This is a genomic window from Paenibacillus sp. BAC0078 (assembly GCF_054483875.1).
The window spans coordinates 92,869-116,435 of record NZ_JBTLRW010000004.1; the positions used below are offsets into that span (position 1 = coordinate 92,869).

A 23,567-nucleotide genomic window follows, 5' to 3' on the forward strand; every position below is an offset into this window, starting at 1 on the left:
CTATCCTTTGTATGAATGACACGTACTATTAATTGTACCCATGATCTGGTACCCGTAACAAGTACATATCAGCCAAAACTCCAAGGAGATTGCTTACGGATTGAACTGAAAAAAAGGAGAGCACTACCGAACGCCGCCAGGATTAAGTGGAAAAAGGAAACCTAAATCGTTGATTTTGCTGATTATTTGGTCATTAGGTGGAAATAGGAGACTTAATCCTCCCCATATCCATCCATATAGAGATTTTGGGAGGGAATAGCTGGAGTTTTTCCCACTAACGATCCTCAGAGGAGGTCGCTCAGCAGTTTGAAGTGGAGAAATTCCATCTCAGCATCTCAGTTACCTGACAAATAGAGCAATCGCTTTAACCCTCTTCAGGATTGCATCAATCGGAATACAGATAGCTGAAGTTACACTATACACATGAAATAACACGTGTTATACTCTTGCCGAGGTGCTGATATGAGCAAAAAAAGAGTAACCAGCCACGATGTAGCCAGGCTTGCGGGCGTGTCCCGCAGCGTGGTATCTGCCGTGCTGAATGATACGCCGGGTATCGGTGTAAGCGCGGAGACCCGCGAGAACGTGCTGGCGGCGATCCGGGAGCTGAACTATCATGTGGATGCCCAGGCGCGCAGCATGAAGACCGGCCGCAGCATGAGCCTGGCGGCGTTCGGGGATACCTGGCATCCGCTGTTCATGCGGCTGCTGGAGGGCATGCAGAGCGAATGTGAGGCGCATGGCTATCACATTCTGCTCTGCTCGCCGGGCCACAGGCCGGACGGCGAGGCCAGAGAGGAGCTGGTGGATCTGTACCACCAGCGGAAGATCGACGGAATCGTGACGCTGGACAGCACCAGCTATCACGATGAAGCATGGGCCGCCAAGGTCAGCGAGGCGGGCGTTCCTTATGTCTCCGTCGAAGGTTATGCCGAGACGGAGGGGGTCTGCTCGGTGCTGGCCGATTACAAAGGCAGCGTGCAGCTTGCACTTGATTATTTGATGCGCGATAGCGCTCTGCAACTGCAGGCTCCTCTGTATGCCGAGGTGTATCATGACGGCGTCCGCAGCTGGGCGGAGCGGACGCGCCGGGATGCCTACACCGGCTGGTGCAGCGAACGGGGCATGAGCCCGTTCTCATTCCGTCTTCCCGAACGGGAAGGGCGGGTGAGATGGGAGGAGTGGCTCATGAAGCTGATGGATATCAGCAAGCCCGCGCCGCCGCTCTTGGTGAACTGGTCCAGCGGCATCCCCGATTTGTACCGGGCCGCACACAAACTGGGCCTGCGCATCGGAGAAGACCTGCGGGTGATGACGGCTGACAATACGATTCAGGGCCACCGGCTGAGCCTGCCGTCGCTAAGCTGTGTAGAGATCCCCTATGTGGGCATGGGAGAAGAGGCGGTCCGCCGCGTATTGAAGCAGATAGACGGCAGCAAGGCGGAAGAGGCTGCCGGGAAAATCTGGCTGCCCGCCGTCCTAAGAGCGGGAGAAAGCGCGTAAGCGCATTCTGAGGACGGCAGCCTACATAGGCGGGAATATGTTTTACGCCTGATATCATATATTTCTGACAGAAGCGGCTCCGTCTATAGAATGGACGGAAGAGCCCTTTTGCCAGTGTATATAACACGTGTTATATAAGGAGGACGAAGGAATGTTCTGGACTGAGGAGAAGCTGGCTGCAAGGCTTCGTGAGCTGGAAGGATACCGTTACCGCGAGCTGACCAAGCTGAATGATTGGCTGATGGCGGAGGACAAGGAGGGAGCGAACGGGATGTATCCGCCGCCTCTCGCCGGAGACAACAGGCTGCGGCTGGGGGATTACTGGACCGGAAGGGATGTCTACCTCTGGTTCCAGAGAACTGTTGAAGTGCCTGCTGAATGGAAGGGAAAACGCGTGGTGGGGCTTTTTGATTTTGGCCGGACCGGCGGGGGCAACAACAGCGGGTTCGAGTCGCTGCTGTTTGTGGATGGCAAGCCTTATCAGGGGGTGGATTCCAACCACCAGGAGGTTTTTCTGGAGGAGGATGCGGCTGGCCGGGTGCTGGATTTCACCTTCCGCTTATGGTCGGGGCTGGAGGGCGGCGGCCTGCCTGTCCCCCAGGAGCACCGGATAATCCGGGCGGAGCTGGCCTGGCTGGATGAGGCGGCGGATAATTTGTATTTTACGGGCGGTGCTGCACTGGGTACTTATAAGCAGCTTGCAGACAATCAGCCGGAGAAGCAGGAGCTGCTGCTAGCGCTCAACCGGGCGTTTAACAGGCTGGACTGGTCGAAGCCGGGCAGCGGGGATTTTTACATCTCGGTTCAAGAGGCGGAGACGCTGCTGCTTGAGCAGCTTGCCCTGCTGGAGTCTAAGCATCCTGTAACTGTAACCGCTATCGGTCACACGCATATCGACGTTGCCTGGCTGTGGCGCCTTGCCCATACCCGGGAAAAAGCGGCGCGTTCCTTCTCCACAGTGCTCCGGCTGATGAAGCAGTTCCCGGAGTACGTCTTTTTGCAAACCCAGCCGCAGCTATATGCCTACATCAAGGAAGATTACCCGGACATCTATGACGAAATCCGCAAGCGGGTCCAGGAAGGGCGCTGGGAAGCCGGTGGTGCGATGTGGCTGGAGGCGGACTGCAATCTGACGAGCGGGGAGTCGCTGGTGCGTCAGATTCTGTACGGGACGAAGTTTTTCCGGGAGGAGTTCGGCGTGGAGTGCAGCTATTTGTGGCTGCCGGATGTGTTCGGATACAGCTGGGCGCTGCCGCAGATTTTGCGCAAATCGGGAATTGATACGTTTATGACGACAAAGATCAGCTGGAACCAGTACAACCGCATGCCTCATGATACGTTCCGCTGGAGAGGCATTGACGGCAGCGAAGTGCTCACCCACTTCATCACCACGCCTGATGCGCCTGACTACACTGCCTGGTGTTATACCTACAACGGACTGATTGAACCCTTCTCTGTAAAGGGTATCTGGGATCAGTATCGGGACAAAAATTTGAACCGCGAGCTGCTGCTCTCTTATGGATATGGCGACGGAGGCGGCGGGGTCAACCGGGAAATGCTTGAAATGCGCCGCAGGCTGGACCGGATGCCAGGAATTCCGGCTGTGCAGACAGGGCGGGCAGATGAATATTTCGATCGTCTGAAGGAAACCGTCAGAACTACTGACCAGTATGTCCATACTTGGGACGGGGAGCTGTACCTGGAATACCACCGTGGTACCTATACCAGCCAGGCTTACAATAAACGGATGAACCGGAAGCTGGAGCTGCTGTACCGTGAAGCGGAATGGCTGCAGGTGCTGTTGGCAGTGGAAACGGGCAGCTTCGGCAATTATCCTGTGAAATCGCTGCAGGAGGGCTGGCAAATCATTCTGCGCAATCAGTTCCACGATATTATCCCCGGCTCCTCGATCCGTGAGGTGTATGAGGATTCGCGGCTGGAGTATGCGGAAGCGGAGCAGTTCGGCAGAGCGGCGCTGGATGCGGCTGCGGCGGGGCTGGCGGAGAAGGTCGAGCAGGCGAAAAAGGTGGAGCAGTCAGCTTCGCCGCTGGGCACGGAATACACCGTATTTAACAGTGCCTTCTTTGACCGGACAGAACTGGCGGTATTTCCTTATGATGCTGCAGATGGAGATATCGTGTGGACTGCTGCGGACGGCAGAGGGCTTCCGGCCCAGCGTGTCGGCGATGAATGGCTGATTGAGGTTCCTGCTGTTCCGATGCTGGGCAGCACGGTAATTACTTCCCGGCCTGCCGCTGGAGCGGCAGAAAACACAACCAAGACTGCAGCCGGTCCGGTTCCGTTCGAGTGGCAGGATTCCCGGCTTACGACGCCTTTTTATGTGCTGGAATGGAACGAGGTGGGGCAGCTCAGCCGAATCTATGACCGTCTGGAACAGTGTGAGGTGCTGGCAACGGGCGAGCACGGGAATGTGCTGCAGGTATTTGAGGATAAGCCGAAGATGTTCGATGCCTGGGACATTGATCTGTATTATCAGGAGAAAAAGCGGGAAATTACCGACCTCCGTTCGGTGGAGCTGACAGCTTGCGGCGAGCATGTGGCGGTGCTGAGATTCACCTGGAACTATATGGACTCCTCTCTGGTTCAGCAGGTCAAGGTATATGCCGCAAGCCGCCGGATCGACTTCGAGACGCTGGTCGATTGGCATGAGCAGCATCAGCTGCTGAAGGTTGCTTTTCCAGTGGTGGTGCGGGCTACGGAGGCTACCTACGACATCCAATTCGGCAACGTCAGACGCCCGACACACTGGAATACGAGCTGGGATTATGCCCGGTTCGAGAGTGTGGGCCATCAGTGGGCCGATTTATCGGAGCGGGGCTACGGCGTGAGTCTGCTGAACGACTGCAAATACGGCTATGATATTAAGGATCATGTGATGAGGCTGTCGCTGATCAAGTCGGCCACCGAGCCGGACTGGCAGGCGGATCAAGGGGAGCACCGGTTCACCTATGCCCTGCTGCCGCATAAGGGAGATTGGGCGGCGGCAGGCACGGTGCATGAAGCCTGGTCGCTGAATAATCCGCTGCATGCGGTCAAGGGCAGCTATCACGCCGGAGCCGGTAAATCGCTCGTCAAGACGGATGCCGAAGGCATCGCGATTGATGCGGTCAAAATGGCGGAGAATGGCGATGGCTGCATTGTCCGCCTGCATGAATACACGGGAGCCCGCAGCACCGTAACGCTCGGCAGCGACTATCCGGTGCATTCCTGGCAGGAATGCGACCTGCTGGAGCGGCCGGTTGACGAAGTCAAACCGGGCCAGACAGTCACGCATGAAATGAAGCCTTATGAAATTAGCACCTTTATAGTTCGATTCTCCGGTTAAGCCGGGGAGAATGAAGCAGTTTTTGCAGAGCAGGCATCCCCTTTCCACTGTGGAAGGGGATGCCTGTTTGTTGATATAGCTATGCTGCCGGAAGTGTCTGCTTCCAGCTTTCTGTGATCTATTAGACTTCCTCATACAGCCGCCGCAGAAAGTCTGCGCTGTCCTGCACATGCTCCTCAGGCGTACACTCCAGTATGCCCTGAATATGCGGGCGCTTATATTTCATGTAATGGAGCAGCGGCGCAAAGTGCAACTGCCCCTGGCCGACAGGAACAATCATGATCTGGCCGTCCCTGACGGTGAAATCCTTCAGGTGCAAGACGGCAATCCGGTCGCCAAGCAGCTCCAGCGCTTCCATAATAATAGCATCCTGCTGCAGATAATTGTCGGCGGTCATAAGGTTTGCACAGTCGAGAATGATCTGCAGATTATTGGAGGGCACCAGCGAGAGCAGCCGATGTGCTAACTTCGCAGTATAGAGCGGGTGATTCGTACCCGCTTCTATGCCTACCGTTACTCCGAAGCGTTCGGCTTCTGCCACCAAATCTTTTACCGAAATGACAACCTGCTGGAAGGCTTCCTCCGTGAAATTATCCGGTGTGTAGCCCTGCCCTACACTGCCCGTTTCAGTCCCGACCAGGCTGGCGCCGAAGTCGCGGGCCAGGCGGAGGTGGGTGCTGAATACGTTCAGTGCCAGCTCTCTTTTGCCGGGATCGGGGTCGATGATATTGACGTAGCAGCCCAGGACAGCAATGCGGATTCCGGCCTCGCGGAAGGCTTCGCCGAAGTGGGCGGCCGTTCCGGGACTCAGCGCAGATAGCGCAGGAACACTCCCGGGAAAGGACTTTTGTACAGCGAGCTGAATATGCGGAAAATGATACCGTCTAAGCTTGACGATTAGCTCCTGCAGGGGCAGCTGGCCAAAGTCATGGGCGCGGATGCCCAGATGAAGCGGAGCGGCCATGACTATTCCTCCTTTTTGTGCAAATCATGGCTATCGCAAATGTGCACTCAAGCCGCGCAGCTCCGCAGTCTGACGAATTGCATCTACTACTAAAGCGGCTACGCGGGCAGCCCCTTCCTTGCTGAAGTGGGTATCATCCGTGATGCCCTGCGGATAATTGGGATGCCCGTTCACGGGCAGATGCATGAACAGCATCCGCGAGCCTTCTTCTCCCAGCAAGCGGTATAGCTGCTGGGAGGAGGCGAAGATATCCAGCAGCGGCGTACCGGTGTCCGCAGCGACTTCGCGCATCACCTCCGGGTACGTTCCGACCGCGAGCGGGTCGGGCTCACCGCCGGGAGTGAAGCGGCGGCGGCTGACGGAGGTCAGCAGTACAGGGAAGCCGCCGCCGCTGCGGGCGAAATTGACGAACGTCAGCAGATTGCGGCGGTAATCTGTCCCCGGCTCAGTATAGCGTGCCGGATCTTCCTTTTTCTGATCGTTATGTCCAAACTGGATCAGCAGGAAGTCGCCGGGCCGGAAGTCCTTCCCGATATCGTCCAGGCGGCCTTCCGCCAGATAGGACCGCGTGCTGCGCCCGTTAATGGCGCGGTTGTCCACGGTAATCGAAGAGCTGAAATGCTGCTGGAGATATTCCCCCCAGCCGGTCATCGGCTTCTCGCCCGCCCCTTTCTGGGCAGCGGTCGAGTCACCGGCGATGAACAGCGTCGGCATCATCTGCCTCCTTCCTGCTTACCTGAATATGTGCAGCCTTTATTTGCCTGGAAAATGCCAGCTTCCTTGCAATTATGCTCATCTGCCGGATACGAAGCCGAAGTAGCCAGCGGCATTGTTGTAGGCGACATCCTCCACTAGTTGCCCCAGCAACGCCAGGTCACCCGGCGCTTCGCCGCGCCTTGCCAGCTCGCCGACCCACTCACAGAGCACGCGGCGGAAATATTCGTGGCGCGTGTAGGACAGGAAGCTGCGCGAGTCGGTCAGCATGCCGACAAAGTTGCCCAGCAGACTGTTGTCGGCCAGTAGAGTCAACTGTCGGCGCATGCCGTCGCGGGTATCGTTGTACCACCAGCCGGATCCGAGCTGCAGCTTGCCTGCGGTGTCCTTTTGATAGCAGCCCATTAAGGCGAGTAGGGCGGGATAATCGCCCGGATTGAGCGAGTAGAGGATGGTCTTAGGCAAGCCCTTGCCGCATTCGGCCCGGTCCAGCAGCTTCGAGAGCGCTTCGGCCAGCGGCAGGTCGTTTATGCCGTCATATCCGGTATCCGGCCCCAGCCGCCGGAACATCGGCGTGTTATTGTTGCGGAAGGCGTGCAGGTGAAGCTGCATGGTCCAGTTCTTGTCATGGTACATTCCAATCAGCGCCGACAGCAGCTCTGTGCGGTAGACGGTAATCTGCTCATGTGTCAGCACAGCGCCCTGCAGGCGTATGGCGAAGATGTGCTCCACCTCGACGGCGTCAGCCGCAGCCTGATACCGCAGCACGTCCAGCGCATGGTCGGAGAGGCGGCAGCCATTGTCGTGGAAAAATTCCACACGGCTGCGCAAAGCCTCAACCAACTCAGCATAAGTGGTGACTGGCTGTCCAGCTGCTGCCGCAAGACGTTCCAGGTAGGCGCTGAAGCCTTCGGTGTCGATATTAAGCGCCTTGTCAGGCCGGAAGGTAGGGAAGACCTGAAAAGCCTGTTCCGACTCCTTCAGCAGCCGGTGATATTCCAGTGAATCCGCCGGATCATCGGTGGTGCAGATGATTTTAACATTGGAATTCCGGATAAGACTCCGCCGGGTGTAGGCCGGTTCAGCGAGCTTGCGGTTAACCTCCTCCCAGATGGCCGGTGCGGAAGCTTCGTTCAGCGGCACGGAAATGCCGAAGAAACGGCGCAGCTCAAGGTGGGTCCAGCTGTAGAGAGGGTTGCCGACAGCCTTGGGAAGCGTACGCGCCCACGCCAGGAATTTGTCGTAATCGGAGACATCTCCCGTAATATGGGATTCAGGCACTCCGTTCGCACGCATGAGCCGCCACTTGTAATGGTCTCCGGCGAGCCAGGCTTCGGTCAGGTTGCGGAACGACTTGTCTTCATAAATTTCCTTCGGGTCCAGGTGGCAGTGGTAATCAATAATCGGCATGGCTTTGGCATGGTCATGGTAGAGAAGCTGCGCCGTCTGGCTGGTCAACAGAAAATGATCATCTAAAAACATTTTAAGTCTCCCTTTACTTATATTTATATAGAATTAGAGCGTAACTCCGGTCTTGAAAATAGCCAGCTCACGAACCTCGTTTTGCTCATTGCGCGTTTTTTGGCCGCTGGCCACATTGATGATGTAAGTGATAAATTCCTCAAGCACATCGGCCATTGGGCGCTCCAGCAGCGGTCCGGCGTTGAAATCCATCCAGTGGCCCTTTTTGGCAAAAAGATCATTGTTGGTCGCTATCTTCACCGTAGGCACAAAGCTCCCGAACGGCGTTCCCCGTCCAGTGGTGAAGAGTACGAGCTGGCAGTCCGAAGCGGCGAGGGCGGAGGCCGCCACCAGATCGTTGCCCGGAGCCTGTAGAAGACTGAGGCCTTTGCGGCGCAGCTTCACCCCGTATTGGAGCACATCCACGACAGGAGAGCTGCCGGCCTTCTGCGTGCAGCCCAGTGACTTGTCTTCCAGAGTGCTGATCCCGCCGGCCTTGTTGCCGGGGGAAGGATTCTCGTACACCGGCTCGCCGTAGGAGAGGAAGTACTGCTTGAAATTATTGATCAGAGAGACGATGTCCTCATAGACCTCGCGGCTCTCGGCACGGGCCATCAGCATCTTTTCTGCGCCGAACATTTCAGGGACCTCGGTCAATACGGAGGTTCCGCCCTGTGAGATAATAAAATCGGAGAAAGCGCCCAGCAGCGGATTGGCCGTAATGCCGGAGAAGCCGTCGGAGCCGCCGCATTTCAGGCCGATGTTGAGCTCGCTGAGCGGAACAGGCTCACGGACATCGTTCTTCGCCGCTTCGTACAGCTCCTCGAGCAGCGCGAGGCCTGCCTCCAGCTCATTGCCCACCTCCTGGGCGACGAGGAATTTGACACGGCTCTTGTCATAGTCACCCAGCATGCTGCGGAATTCGGAGACGATATTGTTCTCGCAGCCGAGGCCGAAGACCAGCACGCCCCCGGCGTTGGGATGATTCACGGCATCCAGCAGAATGCTGCGGGTCATGCGGTGATCATCACCGAGCTGTGAGCAGCCGTAAGGATGCTTCAGCACGGTGAGGTTGTCGAAGCCGCCAAGGTCCGGGTGCCCGGCCTTGAATTCCTGCAGCATTTGCTCGGCGATGCCGTTCACGCAGCCCACCGTGGGGATGATGAACAGATCGTTGCGGATGCCCGCCTTGCCATTTGCCCTGCGGTAGCCTTGAAAGGTCAAATCGCGATGCGGATAAGTAACGGGATGAAGCTCGGGAAGGTACTCATACTCCTCTTCACCCGACAGATTCGTCTTGATGTTGTGCGTATGCACCCAGTCACCGGTCTGAATCGCAGCAGTGGCATGGCCGATGGGATATCCGTATTTTGTAATGACATCTCCTTCGGCAAAAGCAGTCAAGGCGATTTTATGGCCCTGCGGAATATCCTGTACGGCTTCAAGACTCAGCCCTTCGAAAACAATCTGCTCACCGGAGGAAATGGGGCGCAGTGCAACGGCTACCGTATCCCGGGGATTCATTTTCATTAATCGTTTCATGCTGTTCCTCCTACAAGTAAATTAACTTTAGATTTTCATATGGGTCTGGCCGTAACTACGGGGAATGTTTGGACTTCCGGCCGCTGTTGTCGTAAGAATTTCTTGAATTTTTCCGCTGTTCGCGGATGAAATCCGGAGACAAAGGCGGACGCGTTCGCTCCTCCAGTTCCAAACTTCCCCTCCGTCACTTCTGCCCTTTTTTTCACCTATCAAGTTATATTTAAATTCCGGCATACCTTAACTCACAAACTGCTCCAGCGCGGCCCGGCTGTCAGAGCCTTCGAGCTGCTGCAGCTTGCTGTTCACCGCTTCTGTAAGTCCAGGCACCTGTGTCAGATCCTGTCCCCACAGGCTGTCTTCCTTCAGAATCGCTGCTGCGAAGGTGGACGGATCGCTCCAGGCCTGATCAAAAAGAGCCAGCACCTCCGGGCTGTCCTGCCGCTTAACGCGGTCACCACGGTAGTTGAGCAGCAGAGCGGCGAACGACAAGGTGATTAGCGGCGGCAGTTGTCCGCGCTCCTGCTGGTACCGGAGGAGGACAGGGAGCAGCCGGGTTTTGAATTTGGAGATGCTGTTCAGGGAGATGGAGGCCAGCTCATGGCGGATAAAAGGATTCTTGAACCGCTCCAGCACGGCGCTTGAATAGGACAGCAGCTCTTCCTTGGGTAGATCCAGCATCGGCAGCAGTTCCTCTTCCATCAGTTCGCGCACAAAACGGTAAAATGTTTCGTCATTCATCACATCCTCAACTGTTTCCAGACCCGCCATCATCGCCAGCGGAACCATAGCCGTATGCGGGCCGTTCAGCAGATGCACCTTCCGCTCGCGGTAAGGCGTCATATCGTCCGTAACAACCACGTTTAACCCCGCCTTCGCAAGCGGCAGCCGCTCTGATATCCACGAAGGCCCTTCGATAACCCAGAAAAGAAACGGTTCGGCGGTCACCATCAGCTTGTCGAGGTATCCCAGCTCGGATTCCAGCCCGGCAGCCTTGTCACGCGGGTATCCGGGAACAATGCGGTCAACCAGACTGCAGCAGAAGGTGTTCTCCGCATCCAGCCACTGCAGGAAATCTTCACCTAGATTCCAGTCTGTGGCGTATTGCCGCACAATCTCCTTCAGCTTCTCACCATTGCGGTCAATCAGCTCGCAGGGAATGATCACGAAGCCTTTTTTGCCCAGCTCAAAGCGCCGGTGGAGTAGGGCGGTCAGCTTGGCGGGGAAGCTTTTTGGCGGCGTGTCCTGAAGCCGGTCTCCGGGGTGATAGGCAATTCCGGCTTCTGTGGTATTGGAGGTGATGAACTCCAGCTCGTCATTTTCGGCCAGTGCCAGGTATTCTTTATATTCACTGTAAGGGTTGATCACCCGGCTGACACTTGTGATAATCTCCCGGGAATTGACCTGCTGCTGCTGCATAATGCCGCTCAGCAGTACTGTATACAGATTGTCCTGCTCGGCCATCAGACCGCTAAGTCCTTCTCCGATGGGCACCACCACAACCGCGCTTCCGTTAAACAGTCCTTGCTTGTTCATTTGCTGGAGCTGCCAGTCAACAAAGGCGCGCATGAAATTCCCTTCGCCGAATTGGATCATCCGTGCGGGATGCTGCGGCAGTTCGGGCATTGCGCTTCTGGATAAACGTTGTGTCATAGGCGTTCATTAATCTCCTTTATAATGGTTTTGATGAATGCACACGTGAACATTTTATGCAAAAAAAGAGAGCACCTGTGGTTGAACCGGATGAAGGATGATTTCATGCAGAAGTTTCGTACTCGCTAGGGTGCTTAAGTGGAAAAAGTAAACCTAGAATTGGCGATTCGGCCTCCAGAAAATCCATCTGAACACCGCTGTGGCACGAAATTCAGCTAATTAGTTGTCCTAATTCCACTTCGTTCGGTGTGAGCTTACAAATCCGGTTATGAGGTGCAATCCGCCAGGTAGACAAAGCTCACCTGGCCTGCCGTCTCATGTTCTCCGCTAAGCTCAGCTCAGCCTCTGCACCTATGCACTCAGCGCCGCCGCCTATATTTCTGCCACAGTCTGACGAGCGACAAGCGCGGTCTTGACGAATAGCTGCTGCGGTGTGCTCTCCGGGTGCAGGAGCAACTGAATCAGCATTTTGGTGCCAAGCTCGCTGATCTCAGCAATTGGCTTACGGACCGTTGTCAGCGCGGGGTTCGTGTAACGCGCAAACATGATATCGTCAAAGCCGATCAGAGAAATCTGCTGCGGAACATCAATTTTATGGGCATAGCAGGCGTTCATCGCGCCAATCGCCATGTCGTCATTGGAGCAGAACACCACAGTTGGCGGCTCATCCAGAGCAAGTAGTGCGGCCATCGCGGCATATCCGCTCTCAATACTGTAATCCCCGGGCACAAAATAGTCGGAATTCAGCGGAAGCCGCTGGGCGATCAGACTGTCCATAAAACCTTGCTTGCGTTCACTTGACGACTTGAAGCCGGGCTTGCCTTCAATAATCGCAAATTTCTGGTGTCCCTGACTGATGGCATAATCAATCACTTCCTTCACACCTTCGCGGTCATTCGCCACCACGTTCATAATACCCGGGTCTTCCAGCTGACGGTTCAGTACCACGAGCGGGATGCCCATCTTCTTAACATGATAGATGAAGGCGTTGTCCTCGTCGCTCTGGCTCATGACCAGAATGCCGTCAAAGCGCTGCGGCTGAATATTGCCGAAATTGTGGACGCCGTCGATCCCGTTAACAGTGAGGTTGTAGTTCTCATCCAGGACATGGCTGATGCCCTTGATCGCATCGACCAGGAAGCTGGACGAGGTCCCCTGCTCAATGCTGGAGAAGAACAGTCCGATGGTGAAGGAACGTTTGGTAACCAGACTTTTGGCGCTGTAATTCGGCACATAGTTCATTTCTGCGGCGATTTTCTCAATTTTATCCCGGGTGACCTTCTTGATCAGCGGGCTGCCGTTCAGCGCTCTGGACACCGTTGTATGGGAGACGCCGGCGACGCGGGCAATATCTTTGATGGTGATCATAGCATCTCTCCGGAAAAATGGAATTGTTAACGATTTCAGTGTACGTCCTCCACACAGTCAAGTCAAGAAATTATTGAAATGCACACGTTAAAATTTTTCGGTGAAATTCTATCTGCGGGCTATAACTTATATGCTTGCTGAAGTTCCATCAGGCTGTCGTTTGTGCTGGAAACGCAGAAAGGCCTGCTGAATTTGAACAAAACCTGTCAGGTGGCCGGCCTCGGTGAAGCGGACCGCCGTGACGGAAGTTTTGCCAACTATTATCAGCGGGCCTATCGTCTGCAATGAACAGAAGGATCTGGATGCGTTATTGCTGGCCTGCGGGGAATATGAGCATTTGCAGCGCAGATGCACCCGTCTTTTCAAGTTCCAGAAGCAGGAAATGGGGAAGTTAGGCGGAATATACTTCTAGTAGAGCTAAGCTCTGTTATGCTGGAACTTCGTGATTTCCCGGTCATAGTGGGAGACACTGCCGTCAAATCTTTTGAGCCGCACATAGTCCTCGGCAAATTTCTCAACAATTCCGATTCCAACCTGGGAGTACATACCATCGGGGTCAAGCTGCAGCGCGGACACATAGGTTTGCGAAAGGGCAGCGACAAAAAAATCAACATTTTTGACAAGAGTCTGCGGCATAGCTGGATTCCTCCGTTCTGTTAGCTTTAGTGCTTCAACGTGACCTGAGTCCAAAGCTTTTTACCTATTTTACGACAGCCTTTGCATTTTGAAAACAAGAATAATTTGCAGAATGTGTGAAAATAACGCTTGAATTTGCAAACGAAGGAGTGGTGGCCTCATTTGAGACCTGCAAAGAGAACACTTGCCATCATACTGGCAATTCTGGCTGTATTGATTGTGCTTACTCCCATAGTGTACGTGCAGGCTGGAAAAATCGTCTACGCTCACAGGGTGACCGCTTATCTGAAGCACTTTGTTCCCCTTGATTCCTACTGATGTGAATGCCGAATATGACATAAGGCTGTCCGGTTACTCGTGTTATGATTTCCTGGCTACACTTGAGATTAGAAGACGGCAAATCATCACAGCATTGGCCAGGAGGAGAATGGCATGGCGGAACCACTAAAAGCAATATACAATGAAGAATTTTTGCGCAGCTTCGGCAGCAAGCTGAAATCCGCATACAAGGCGTTTGATCTTGAGGACTTTGTCGCTGCGGCGCTGAAGGACCCTTGGGAGGAGCTGGAGCTTAAAGGCCGGATGCGGCGGGTTACGGAGACGATGGGCGCTTTTTTGCCTCAGCGTTATGAGGATGCTGTGAAAATTCTATTTGCAATAGATGAGGAATGTGTTGGCTTTCCTTACCTGATCTTTCCTGATTTCGTTGAGGTATTCGGGGGCAGTGAAGAGCACTGGGATCTGTCGATGGCAGCGCTGGAGAGGTTCACGTCCAAATCGTCGGCGGAATTCGCCGTCCGGCCGTTTCTGCTGCGTGATCCTCAGCGGATGATGGAACAGATGCTGATCTGGTCGCAGCATTCAAATGAGCATGTGCGGCGGCTCTCCAGTGAAGGCTGCCGTCCCCGCCTGCCCTGGGCCCAGGCACTGCCGGCGTTCAAGCGCGATCCGTCGCCGGTATTGCCGGTGCTGGAGCAGCTTAAGGCTGACCCGTCGCTGTACGTCCGCAAAAGCGTGGCCAACAACCTGAACGACATCGCCAAGGATCATCCTGATCTCGTAATTGCGACTGCCCGGCGCTGGCAGGGTCAGAGTGCGCATACCGACTGGATCATCCGGCATGGCTGCCGCACGCTGATCCGTAAAGCGGACCCTGATGTAATGGCTCTGTTTGGTTACGCTGAACAGGCGGATGATACCCCGCTGGCGGTTAGTGCAGCCCTCTTCGTAGAGCCTTCCGTGCTGCGGATCGGCGACAGCAGTGAGCTGGCATATGCTCTTACCATCCGTGAGGGGGAAGCGGTTCGTATCCGCATCGAATACGGAATTGATTTTGTGAAGGCTGGGGGCAAGACCTCCCGCAAGCTGTTTCTGCTGTCCGACAAAACCGTTCCCGGAGGGACCCGCCTGACCGGGAAACGCATCCACAGTTGGGCTGACCTGACCACCCGCCGCCATTATGCGGGCAGTCATACGATCTCGCTGCTGGTGAATGGACGCGAAACGGCAACAGCGACACTTGAACTTGAGCCGCCTGATGATCAGGCTGAAAGAAAGCAGCTCTGAGAGCATTGCTGATATCAAAGAGAGGCTGCTATGAATCCTGGAGGTAGAAAAATGTTTCCAATACTTGAGACTGACCGTCTTACATTGAGAGAGCTTACCGCAGCAGATTCCGAAGGTATCTTCGCCTGCTTTTCCAATATGGAGGTCATGCGCTATTACGGGCAGGAGCCTTTGAAGACGCTGGATGAGGCAGCGGAGTTCATTGATTTCTTCGCGGGAAGCTACCGTGACCGCAGAGGCATACGCTGGGGCATCGAAAGAAAAGACAGCCAGGAGCTAATTGGCACAATCGGATTCAATGCCTGGTCGCCGAAGCATAAGCGTGCGGAAATCGGCTACGAGCTGAATCTGCAGCATTGGCGGAAGGGATACATGGCGGAAGCGGCAGCGAGAGTTGTAGCCTATGGCTTTGAAGCGCTGGAGCTGACCCGCATCGGTGCGGTGGTCTTTACCGGGAACGAAGCTTCAGCAGCGCTGCTGACGAAGCTTGGCTTTGAGCATGAAGGACTCTTGAGAAGTTATATGGTACAGGATGGCGTATCCCATGATACGAATGTGTACTCGATTGTGAAGGGTTAATTCCCGGGCACTGCAAGGAGGGAGAGGCTTGAACAAAACTTTAATCTTGCTGTCGCTGCTGGTGATTCTGCTTGTGGGCTGCGAAGGAGAAGGGCCTAAGGAGCCAAGCCCTGTTTCCACGACAGTCACGCCTGGTGCGCCTGCAGTTGTTATGCCGGAGCAAAAACCGGAGGATTTCGCCTTTTCCGTCCGCTATGGCGTTACCGCTAAGAATGAGATCAATACCTATAGCGGCACGGTAACCAAGGATCTGATCACTAATGGAACGGCAACGGCAAATTTGAAGCTGACGGATGCTGAAATGACCGATATTTACAAGCGGATGCGTGACCTGGATGTATTGGGAGACCTGAAGCTGGAGGTTGAGGACAAAGCTTGCGCTCAGGTCCCCTATGAGGAAGAGCACTGGCTGATTCAAATCAACGGGGGGCAGAGAGCGCTCGATTGGAGCGAAGAGCACTGTCAGATCACTTCAGATGCCCGGAAGCTGAAAGAGCTGCGTAATGTTGTTGTTGAACTGGTCAAAAGCAGATCAGAGTACCAAGCGCTGCCCGAAGCGGAGGGCGGATATGAGTGAACAGGTAAAAGCGGATCTCCACTAACTCAAGGAGGTCCGCTTTTATTTTTTTAACTGGGTTTCTATTTCTTCACTTCAGTCACACCGGTCACTTTTCCCTGGTCAGATGCACTGTAGGTGGCCTGGTATTTTGCATCCGAAAAATAGACGTTGCCATTAATCGTTGCATTCACGACTTTGAAGCCGTTCGCTTCAACGTATACGTCGCCGACGAAGGTGCCGCCCTGAATCTGGGTATTTTCGCTTCTGATGGTGATTTTGGGAGCGGTCAGAGTGAAAGAGTTGGTGATATTGTGAGCCGCATCCTGGGTGTACAGGGCGATTTTGCGTGCCGGCTTATCCTTATGGATGAATTGGCCGTCTACGACAAGATCCTCCGTGAAGGTCAGATCCTTAAGGGTCGCGGCAATCCAGGTGCCATCCTTGCTGATCGCCTTCTTGAAGTCCTCTCCGTTATCGACTACGGAAGCCGATGTAACCGCATCGGGAACAGCAGTAGCGTTTCCTGCGGCTCCATTGTTCACGGCTGCATTGTTTTTGGCTGCGTTTCCGCATCCAACGAGCAGAGTCAGAATGAATACTGCAGCCAGCGCTGCAAGCTTTTTCATGTGAATAACCTCCTTAGGTGGGATTACTTATTTCGCCTGTCAAATTTACCAGCCGTTCTATAAATGATAAAATAGGCCCGGGCAAAGCTATGGGGATATTATGAGCCTGTAACCGCCTAATTATCCGCAAAATTTCTGCACACCGCGCTCAGGCTATTATTATTACTTCTATATAGGCGCAGTTTGGATTACAATATTCTTTTGAATAGTCCACCTTAGGATGAAAGGAGCTGTACCCTTGGCTAAGCAGAAATATTATGTGGTGTGGGAAGGCAAAACGCCGGGAGTTTACGGCACATGGGCGGAATGCCAGGCGCAGACAGACCACTATACCGGGGCAAAATATAAATCTTACGAATCCAAAGCCGCAGCGGAGGCCGCCTATAAGGCTGGCTGGAAGGGCAACTGGGGAACCGGAGCGGCAGCTTCAGGCGCGGCGAAGAGCAAGCCGGCGGGCGGAACGTACAAGCGCAGCGCGTCCGTGGAAACCTCGGCGGAAATTGACTATGACAGCATTTCGGTAGATGTGGGAACACGGGGGAATCCTGGACCGGTAGAGTATAAGGGCGTGGATACACAGACCGGAGATATCATTTTCTCCTGCGGACCTATTAAGAAAGGCACCAACAATCTCGGGGAGTTTCTGGCTATCGTCCATGCTCTGGCCCATCTTAAGAAAGAGGGCAGCAGCCGAACGGTTTACAGCGATTCTGTGAATGCGCTCAAATGGGTCAAGCAGAAGAAGGTGGCCACAACCTTGCCGCGCGATGCTTCGACAGAGGAAATATGGACGCTGATCGACCGTGCGGAGAAGTGGCTGCAGAGTAATACATATGACAACAAGCTGCTGAAATGGCAGACCAAAGAGTGGGGAGAGATCAAGGCTGACTACGGCCGGAAATAAACGGCAAGGCGCAAGATAATATCGCTCTCATCAGGCAATGATGAATATGTCGCAGTAATCGGGAGGAGAACGGGGATGTTTGGCAACGATTGGAATGAAGTATTGCAGGAGGAGACGCAAAAGCCCTATTTTCAGGAGCTTCGTTATGCATTAGCCAGGGAGTATAAGCAGTATAAGGTGTATCCGCCCAAAGAAGATCTTTTCTCGGCGCTGAAGCTGACACCTTACCATAAGACGCGGGTGGTTATTCTGGGCCAGGACCCTTATCATGGAGCAGGCCAGGCGCATGGCCTCAGCTTCTCGGTCAAACCGGGGGTGCGCATTCCGCCTTCTCTACGCAACATCTACACTGAGCTGCAGGAAGATATGGGTGTGTCTGTTCCGAACCACGGCTCGCTGCTGCATTGGGCGGAGGAAGGTATCCTGATGCTGAATGCAGTGCTGACGGTGCGTGAAGGGCAGCCCAATTCCCACAAAGGGCTCGGCTGGGAGACCTTCACGGATGCTGTCATGGAGAAGCTGAATGAACGGCAGGAGCCGATGGTGTTCATCCTCTGGGGCAGCCACGCCCAGCAAAAAGGGGCCTACATCGACCGCAGACGCCATTTGGTTATCCAGTCGCCACATCCAAGCCCCTTCTCGGCGCATCGGGGATTTCTCGGCAGCCGTCCGTTTTCACGGGCTAACGGATACCTGGAATCGAAAGGCTTACAGGGAATAGACTGGTTCATACCGAATATATAGTTAGCTTGGACAAAGCGGAGGGGGTGGGGCAATGAAGCATTGGGTAGGCAGACCAGTCATAATGTATTGCGGAGAAGAGCCCTACACAATCATGAAGGGCGTATTACGCAAATGGGACCCTGCAGCTTCAGTGGCCGTAATCGGCCACCAGGAAATTACTGTGCCTTTTCGTGACATTGTATTCATCAAGGCGCTTACTCCCAAGGAGAGAGCTTTCCCTCCGGTTCTGCATTCTGTCGGATACGTCATGAGTGAACGCCAGCAGTTCGATAATGCGGTCTATTTCAAATCGGCTGTGACAGTATGGAAGGGCGACCAGCTGATTGCCTTCAATACGACGATCCTTTCGCATACCAAAGGCTCGGTTACGCTTCAGGACGGGCAGAGCCTGCTGAAAGGCAGCCATATCTTTGTGGTACGCTCCCTGCGGGGCTGACAGCATCAGCACAACAAGAGACGGAGATTCTCCCGGGGAGAATACTCCGTCTTTTTTTGTATTATGTATCACGGGGCTTTTCATGAAGAAGGTCAACGCGGGCTTGTCCATAGCGGTGGAGGACATGGTGCAGAGCTTGTCAGATTCCTGATATTAGTTCGGCGGGAAGTAAGCTCCCGGCTGAACAGCATTAAGCAATTCCACTGGCTTCTTCCTGCCTGAATATAGTCAATTAACGCGGTGGACGGGTTTTGCGTCTTACCGCTTTTTTTCTGGATCTAATGAATAAAACCGGCTCAATGTCGGTCTGGCCTCCGGTTTCCTTGGTGACCTGCTTGGCTTTGACCAGAGATAGAAAGGCAAAGAAATCCCCAAGAGCGGTTAGCCCGGCTCCAATGATAGCATAATCTTCAGCATCCAGCTCATTTAATTCGAGGGGATCGCCGCTATCACTTTTTTTAGGGGTATTATTGCTGTTGTTCCTGTGTCCAGAATTGTTGTTATTTTTGGCCATCTCAAGTATCACCCGCTTTTCCACGTATGTAATATAAAATATGTAAAACCGTGCCGGGATGAAATAGGCGATTGAGAGGATATTTCTAAGCCTCATTTGAAAAACTAATTAATGAAGCAAATGAGCACAAATGAGCATTGTCGGTCATTGAAGCACACTTGCAGATTATGTGGGGAAAAACGGGTGTATTTTTGCTTCCTCAAGAGAAAAATAACCAAAAAAAAGCGCTTTACACGGAATGTAAACGCTGTTACAATCATAAATGAGCAGAAGTGATCACGAATAGTCAATAACGATCAATTTACCGCTCACGTTTCTGATCATTTATGATGCAAAGCAACCCATAGATTAACGCAGGAAATCAATGCTGATAACTTGCGCTGTGTAGAGAGGAGTGAGCCCACCCTTGTTTGAAGAGGAACGTAAGGCCAGTATCGTACATTTTGTCGAGAGGCATACAAGAGCTTCGGTTCAGGAGCTGAGCCAGGAGCTTGGCGTTTCTGAATCTACAGTCCGCCGGGACCTTAAGGAGCTTGAGGAAGCGCGGCTGCTGAAGCGCACACATGGGGGAGCGGTCTCTCTGCAGAGCGTGAATTTTGAAGCGGCGTTTCCGGATAAAGAGGACCGGTTCCTCGATGAGAAGCTGCGGATTGCCGGCAAGGCAGTGGAGATGATTCAGGAAGGCGACGCCATACTCCTGGATGGTGGAACCACCACGCTGCAGATTGCCAGAGCGCTGAAGACATTTTCGAATCTAAAGGTCATCACCAACTCCATGATCGCTCTGAACGAGCTGAAGGATTGCCGTAATATTGAAGTTTCAATTACAGGCGGGCTGCTGCGGCCGGATACTTTGGCTTTTGTAGGGCCGATGACGGAGCGGTCGCTGGAAATGGTCCGGGTGGATAAAGCATTTCTCGGCACGAACGGGCTGGATTTGCATGATGGCATCACCACTCCGAATATGCTGGAGGCTGCGACCAAGCGCAAGATGATCTCAGTGGCGAAGCAGGCTATTCTGCTGGCCGACCACAGCAAGATTGGCCAGGTGTCCTTTTGCAAGGTGGCTGATCTGCGGGAAATTGATCACTGCATTCTGGATACGCAAGCACCGGAAGGCTTCATTCGCGGGCTGGAAGGACTCGATGTCGGCTTTACCTTGGCGTAAGGACGAGAAAACATAAATAATGAGGGATAACAATGATCTATACAGTAACGCTTAATCCTTCCATTGACTATATCGTGGAAGTTGATGACTTGACACTCGGCGGCCTTAACCGCATGACACGGGATCTGAAGCTGCCTGGAGGCAAAGGGATCAACGTGTCCCGTGTGCTGAACCAGCTTGAGGTGGAGAATACGGCAATTGGCTTTCTTGGAGGTTTTACCGGGCGGTATATCGAGGATTGGCTGCACGAAGAAAAGATATCCAGCGATTTCGTATCCGTTGCGGATGATACCCGGATCAATATCAAGCTCAAAGCCGCAGAAGAGACTGAGATTAACGGAACTGGTCCGGTGATCCGGGATGCGGAAGCAGAAGAATTATTGCTTAAGCTGGAGGCGCTGCAAGCCGGGGATACGCTCGTTCTGTCCGGGAGTGCTCCGCCTTCGCTTGGGGGAGACTTCTACAGCAAGCTGATTGCAGTATGCAAACGCAAAAAGGCTGAATTCGTGATTGATACAACAGGTCAAGCATTGAAGGATGCGCTGGCTCTGGAACCGCTGCTTGTTAAGCCGAATCATCATGAGCTGGCAGAGCTGTTCGGCGTCACCATCAAGACAAGGGAAGAGATCATCACTTACGGACGCAGGCTGATGGAGTCAGGCGCACGGTATGTGCTGGTATCTATGGCAGGCGAAGGAGCGTTGTTCATTTCGGATCAAGGCGTGTATTATGCGAGTGCACCCTCTGGCACAGTGAGGAATTCAGTAGGCGCAGGCGATTCCATGATCGCCGGATTTGTGGGCACACTGTCTCTAACCGGAGATGTGCTGGAGGCATTCCGCACCGGAGTAGCTTCAGGAAGCGCTACGGCATTCTCCGACGACCTGGCGGACAGAACGCTCATTGAGCAGCTTAAGCCTCAGATTGAAATTTCTCAGATATAAACAAGCAGCACACATGTGATATAAGGAGTTGATTGTAATGAAAATTACAGATTTGCTGATAAAAGAAACCATGATCATGAACCTCAAGGCCGTGACCAAGGAGGCAGCGATTGATGAGCTGATTGCCAGTCTTGCGGCCAGCGGCCGGATCAATGATCCCGTGCTGTTCAAAGAGAAGATTCTGGCGCGCGAAGCCGAGTCCAGCACCGGAATCGGCGGCGGGATTGCTATGCCGCATGCCAAGACCAAGGCCGTTAATGAAGCCACCGTTGTCTTCGCCAAAAGCGCAGCGGGGGTGGACTTCGCTTCCCTCGATGATGAGCCGGCAAAAGTGTTCTTTATGATTGCCGCCCCGGAAGGCGCTGGAAATATGCACATGCGGACACTTGCGGCATTGTCCAGGCTGCTCATTGAAAGCGAATTCATCGAAGCGCTGATGAAAGCCCGGACTCCTGATGAAGTGGTCGCATTGTTCGATGCCAAACAGGCCGAAGCTGAGGCAAAAGCACAAGAAGAAGGACAAGGAAGCGGAGCCAAGCAGCCGGAGGCAGCACGTGTAATTATCGGCAACCCGAATACAGAGAAGTTCGTTGTTGCTGTGACAGCTTGTCCTACGGGTATTGCCCATACGTTTATGGCCGAAGATGCTTTGAAGAAAAAAGCCAAGGAAATGGGTGTCAACATCCGTGTGGAAACTAACGGTTCAGAAGGCGCAGCGAATGTGCTGACCCCTGATGAAATCGCCCGGGCCAGCGGTGTTATTGTTGCCGCCGACAAAAAAGTGGAAATGGACCGCTTTGCCGGCAAACCGGTGCTGCAAAGACCAGTGAGCGACGGCATACGGAAGCCCGAGGAGCTGATCACCAAGGCGATGAATGGCGATGCCCCGATCTACCGCAGTGAAGGCCGTGGCAGCGACGAAGCGCCGGCAGCGAAATCCGGCAGCATCGGCGGCAAAATATACAAGGATCTGATGAACGGCATCTCGCATATGCTGCCATTCGTAGTCGGCGGCGGTATCCTGATAGCAATCTCCTTCTTGTTCGAGCAGGTATATGGTGCGGACAATCCGATATTTAAGCTGCTCATGAGCCTAGGCGGCGGCGATGGCGCCTTCCATTTCCTGATTCCGATTCTGGCCGGATTTATTGCGCTCAGCATCGGCGACCGTCCGGCCCTGATGCCGGGTATGGTCGGGGGCTATATGGCCCTGAACTCCAATGCCGGGTTCCTTGGCGGTCTGGCTGCCGGTTTCCTTGCCGGTTACGTGGTGATTATGCTCCGCAAAGCCTTTGCCGGCCTGCCCAAAACGCTTGACGGTCTGAAGCCGATCCTGCTCTATCCGATATTCAGCCTGCTGATTACAGGCGGCATCATGTTCTACCTGTTCGATCCGGTGTTCAGTTGGCTTAATTCAGGATTGACTGGCGTACTTAACAACCTTGGAACGGGCAATGCCGTCCTGCTGGGTCTCGTGCTTGGCGGAATGATGGCGATTGATATGGGTGGACCCTTCAATAAAGCGGCTTACACCTTTGCGATTGGTGTATTCACCTCCAGCGGCAACACCAACGGTCTGATGATGGCTGCAGTTATGGCGGGCGGTATGGTACCTCCTTTGGCTATCGCTCTGGCTACTACCTTCTTCAAGAATAAATTTACCGAAACAGAACGCAAATCCGGTCTGACGAACTATGTGCTGGGCTTGTCGTTCATCACGGAAGGGGCCATTCCTTTTGCGGCAGCCGATCCGATGCGTGTTCTGACCTCCTGTATCTTAGGCTCCGCTGTTGCGGGCGGTCTGACACAACTGTGGAAAATCAATGTTCCTGCTCCGCATGGCGGCATTTTTGTAGCGGCGCTTTCCAGCAATGCCCTGCTGTTCATTCTTGCGGTTCTGATCGGCTCCGTAATTTCCGGGCTGATGCTGGGACTGTGGAAGAAGCCGCTGGCGGCGAAGTAATTTTTTGGTAAAATCCTTCTATAAAAGTTGAACTTAAAAAATTATAAAAAGGGTAGAAGTGACGGAGGGGAAGTTTGGATACTTACGGAGCGATACCGACCGCCTTTGTCTACGGATTTCAACCGCGAGCAGCGGTACAAATTGAAGAAATATGCAGACGGGCAGCGGCCGGAAGTCCAAACATTCCCCGCAGTTACGACCAGACCCTATCATGAAAATTTAAAGTTCAATTTTTATAGCAACAAGCCCTACATTCCACTCCAATGTGGTCTGTGGGGCTTTCATTTTAGGATGAGCTTTTTCTTTTTTTGTCTGCGTGCGCTCCATTTTTCAGTCGTATTTCTGTATAATTACCAATATACATAACGAGAAGCCGAAGG

At 53.8% G+C, this 23,567-nt stretch carries 22 protein-coding genes; 13 read left to right on the forward strand and 9 right to left on the reverse strand.

Features of this window, described 5'->3' with window-relative positions; genetic code table 11:
* The first annotated feature begins 462 nt into the window (after positions 1 to 462).
* Both ACX1DY_RS09740 and ACX1DY_RS09745 read left to right on the forward strand, forming a co-directional pair.
* Positions 463 to 1,503 (forward strand): LacI family DNA-binding transcriptional regulator, encoded by a 1,041-nt coding sequence (locus ACX1DY_RS09740; RefSeq protein ID WP_458963998.1) that lies wholly within the window; start codon positions 463 to 465, stop codon positions 1,501 to 1,503.
* A gap of 151 nt (positions 1,504 to 1,654) precedes the next feature.
* Positions 1,655 to 4,849 (forward strand): alpha-mannosidase, encoded by a 3,195-nt coding sequence (locus ACX1DY_RS09745; RefSeq protein ID WP_458963999.1) that lies wholly within the window; start codon positions 1,655 to 1,657, stop codon positions 4,847 to 4,849.
* Between the two features lie 121 nt (positions 4,850 to 4,970).
* On the opposite strand, the gene ACX1DY_RS09750 is transcribed toward ACX1DY_RS09745, so the two are convergent.
* The 6 genes from ACX1DY_RS09750 to ACX1DY_RS09775 form a co-directional block, all read right to left on the reverse strand.
* Entirely contained in the window at positions 4,971 to 5,813 is an 843-nt protein-coding gene (locus ACX1DY_RS09750; protein WP_458964000.1) for a sugar phosphate isomerase/epimerase family protein, read from the reverse strand.
* 30 nt (positions 5,814 to 5,843) lie between these two features.
* The gene (locus tag ACX1DY_RS09755) at positions 5,844 to 6,527 is read right to left on the reverse strand and encodes a rhamnogalacturonan acetylesterase (protein ID WP_458964001.1); all 684 of its coding nucleotides are present in this window, start codon (positions 6,525 to 6,527) and stop codon (positions 5,844 to 5,846) included.
* A 78-nt stretch (positions 6,528 to 6,605) separates the two neighbouring features.
* Complete coding sequence (uxaC, locus tag ACX1DY_RS09760; protein WP_458964002.1) at positions 6,606 to 8,009, reverse strand: glucuronate isomerase; 1,404 nt, start codon at positions 8,007 to 8,009, stop codon at positions 6,606 to 6,608.
* Between the two features lie 33 nt (positions 8,010 to 8,042).
* Positions 8,043 to 9,530, reverse strand: a complete 1,488-nt coding sequence (locus tag ACX1DY_RS09765; RefSeq protein ID WP_458964003.1) for a UxaA family hydrolase — start codon at positions 9,528 to 9,530, stop codon at positions 8,043 to 8,045.
* Positions 9,531 to 9,767: 237 nt separating this feature from the next.
* Entirely contained in the window at positions 9,768 to 11,180 is a 1,413-nt protein-coding gene (locus ACX1DY_RS09770) for a tagaturonate reductase (protein WP_458964004.1), read from the reverse strand.
* Positions 11,181 to 11,552: 372 nt separating this feature from the next.
* On the reverse strand, positions 11,553 to 12,548 hold the full coding sequence (locus ACX1DY_RS09775; RefSeq protein ID WP_458964005.1) for a LacI family DNA-binding transcriptional regulator: 996 nt from the start codon (positions 12,546 to 12,548) through the stop codon (positions 11,553 to 11,555).
* Between the two features lie 223 nt (positions 12,549 to 12,771).
* Here ACX1DY_RS09775 and ACX1DY_RS09780 point away from each other — a divergent pair, with 223 nt between their 5' ends.
* On the forward strand, positions 12,772 to 12,960 hold the full coding sequence (locus tag ACX1DY_RS09780; protein WP_458964006.1) for a hypothetical protein: 189 nt from the start codon (positions 12,772 to 12,774) through the stop codon (positions 12,958 to 12,960).
* Between the two features lie 5 nt (positions 12,961 to 12,965).
* Here the strand turns inward: ACX1DY_RS09780 and ACX1DY_RS09785 are convergent, their stop codons facing one another.
* Complete coding sequence (locus ACX1DY_RS09785; RefSeq protein ID WP_458964007.1) at positions 12,966 to 13,184, reverse strand: hypothetical protein; 219 nt, start codon at positions 13,182 to 13,184, stop codon at positions 12,966 to 12,968.
* A gap of 162 nt (positions 13,185 to 13,346) precedes the next feature.
* Here ACX1DY_RS09785 and ACX1DY_RS09790 point away from each other — a divergent pair, with 162 nt between their 5' ends.
* From ACX1DY_RS09790 to ACX1DY_RS09805, 4 genes are all read left to right on the forward strand, one after another.
* Positions 13,347 to 13,502 carry a hypothetical protein gene (locus ACX1DY_RS09790; RefSeq protein ID WP_458964008.1) on the forward strand — a complete coding sequence of 52 codons (156 nt, stop codon included), beginning with the start codon at positions 13,347 to 13,349 and terminating at the stop codon, positions 13,500 to 13,502.
* A 114-nt stretch (positions 13,503 to 13,616) separates the two neighbouring features.
* A complete protein-coding gene (locus ACX1DY_RS09795) occupies positions 13,617 to 14,750 on the forward strand; it encodes a DNA alkylation repair protein (protein WP_458964009.1) in 1,134 nt (377 codons plus the stop codon).
* 51 nt (positions 14,751 to 14,801) lie between these two features.
* The gene (locus ACX1DY_RS09800) at positions 14,802 to 15,329 is read left to right on the forward strand and encodes a GNAT family N-acetyltransferase (RefSeq protein WP_458964010.1); all 528 of its coding nucleotides are present in this window, start codon (positions 14,802 to 14,804) and stop codon (positions 15,327 to 15,329) included.
* A gap of 28 nt (positions 15,330 to 15,357) precedes the next feature.
* Entirely contained in the window at positions 15,358 to 15,906 is a 549-nt protein-coding gene (locus ACX1DY_RS09805; RefSeq protein WP_458964011.1) for a hypothetical protein, read from the forward strand.
* Between the two features lie 62 nt (positions 15,907 to 15,968).
* Here ACX1DY_RS09805 and ACX1DY_RS09810 read toward each other — a convergent pair whose 3' ends face one another.
* Positions 15,969 to 16,514 carry a hypothetical protein gene (locus tag ACX1DY_RS09810; protein WP_458964012.1) on the reverse strand — a complete coding sequence of 182 codons (546 nt, stop codon included), beginning with the start codon at positions 16,512 to 16,514 and terminating at the stop codon, positions 15,969 to 15,971.
* Between the two features lie 238 nt (positions 16,515 to 16,752).
* Here ACX1DY_RS09810 and rnhA point away from each other — a divergent pair, with 238 nt between their 5' ends.
* The 3 genes from rnhA (at position 16,753) to ACX1DY_RS09825 (ending at position 18,598) form a co-directional block, all read left to right on the forward strand.
* On the forward strand, positions 16,753 to 17,418 hold the full coding sequence (gene rnhA, locus ACX1DY_RS09815) for a ribonuclease H (protein WP_458964013.1): 666 nt from the start codon (positions 16,753 to 16,755) through the stop codon (positions 17,416 to 17,418).
* A 75-nt stretch (positions 17,419 to 17,493) separates the two neighbouring features.
* Positions 17,494 to 18,162: a uracil-DNA glycosylase gene (gene ung / locus ACX1DY_RS09820; protein ID WP_458964014.1), complete on the forward strand. Its 669-nt coding sequence runs from the start codon at positions 17,494 to 17,496 to the stop codon at positions 18,160 to 18,162.
* Positions 18,163 to 18,193: 31 nt separating this feature from the next.
* Complete coding sequence (locus ACX1DY_RS09825; protein ID WP_458964015.1) at positions 18,194 to 18,598, forward strand: hypothetical protein; 405 nt, start codon at positions 18,194 to 18,196, stop codon at positions 18,596 to 18,598.
* Positions 18,599 to 18,830: 232 nt separating this feature from the next.
* Here ACX1DY_RS09825 and ACX1DY_RS09830 read toward each other — a convergent pair whose 3' ends face one another.
* Entirely contained in the window at positions 18,831 to 19,112 is a 282-nt protein-coding gene (locus ACX1DY_RS09830) for a hypothetical protein (RefSeq protein WP_458964016.1), read from the reverse strand.
* A 406-nt stretch (positions 19,113 to 19,518) separates the two neighbouring features.
* Between ACX1DY_RS09830 and ACX1DY_RS09835 the strand changes: the two genes are divergently transcribed.
* The 3 genes from ACX1DY_RS09835 to ACX1DY_RS09845 are packed head-to-tail and all read left to right on the forward strand — an operon-like array spanning position 19,519 to position 23,187.
* Positions 19,519 to 20,280, forward strand: coding sequence for a DeoR/GlpR family DNA-binding transcription regulator (locus tag ACX1DY_RS09835; RefSeq protein WP_458964017.1), 762 nt, complete (start codon positions 19,519 to 19,521; stop codon positions 20,278 to 20,280).
* Positions 20,281 to 20,312: 32 nt separating this feature from the next.
* Positions 20,313 to 21,224 carry a 1-phosphofructokinase gene (gene pfkB, locus ACX1DY_RS09840; protein WP_458964018.1) on the forward strand — a complete coding sequence of 304 codons (912 nt, stop codon included), beginning with the start codon at positions 20,313 to 20,315 and terminating at the stop codon, positions 21,222 to 21,224.
* Between the two features lie 37 nt (positions 21,225 to 21,261).
* Positions 21,262 to 23,187 carry a PTS fructose transporter subunit IIABC gene (locus ACX1DY_RS09845; protein ID WP_458964019.1) on the forward strand — a complete coding sequence of 642 codons (1,926 nt, stop codon included), beginning with the start codon at positions 21,262 to 21,264 and terminating at the stop codon, positions 23,185 to 23,187.
* The last annotated feature ends 380 nt before the right edge of the window (positions 23,188 to 23,567 follow it).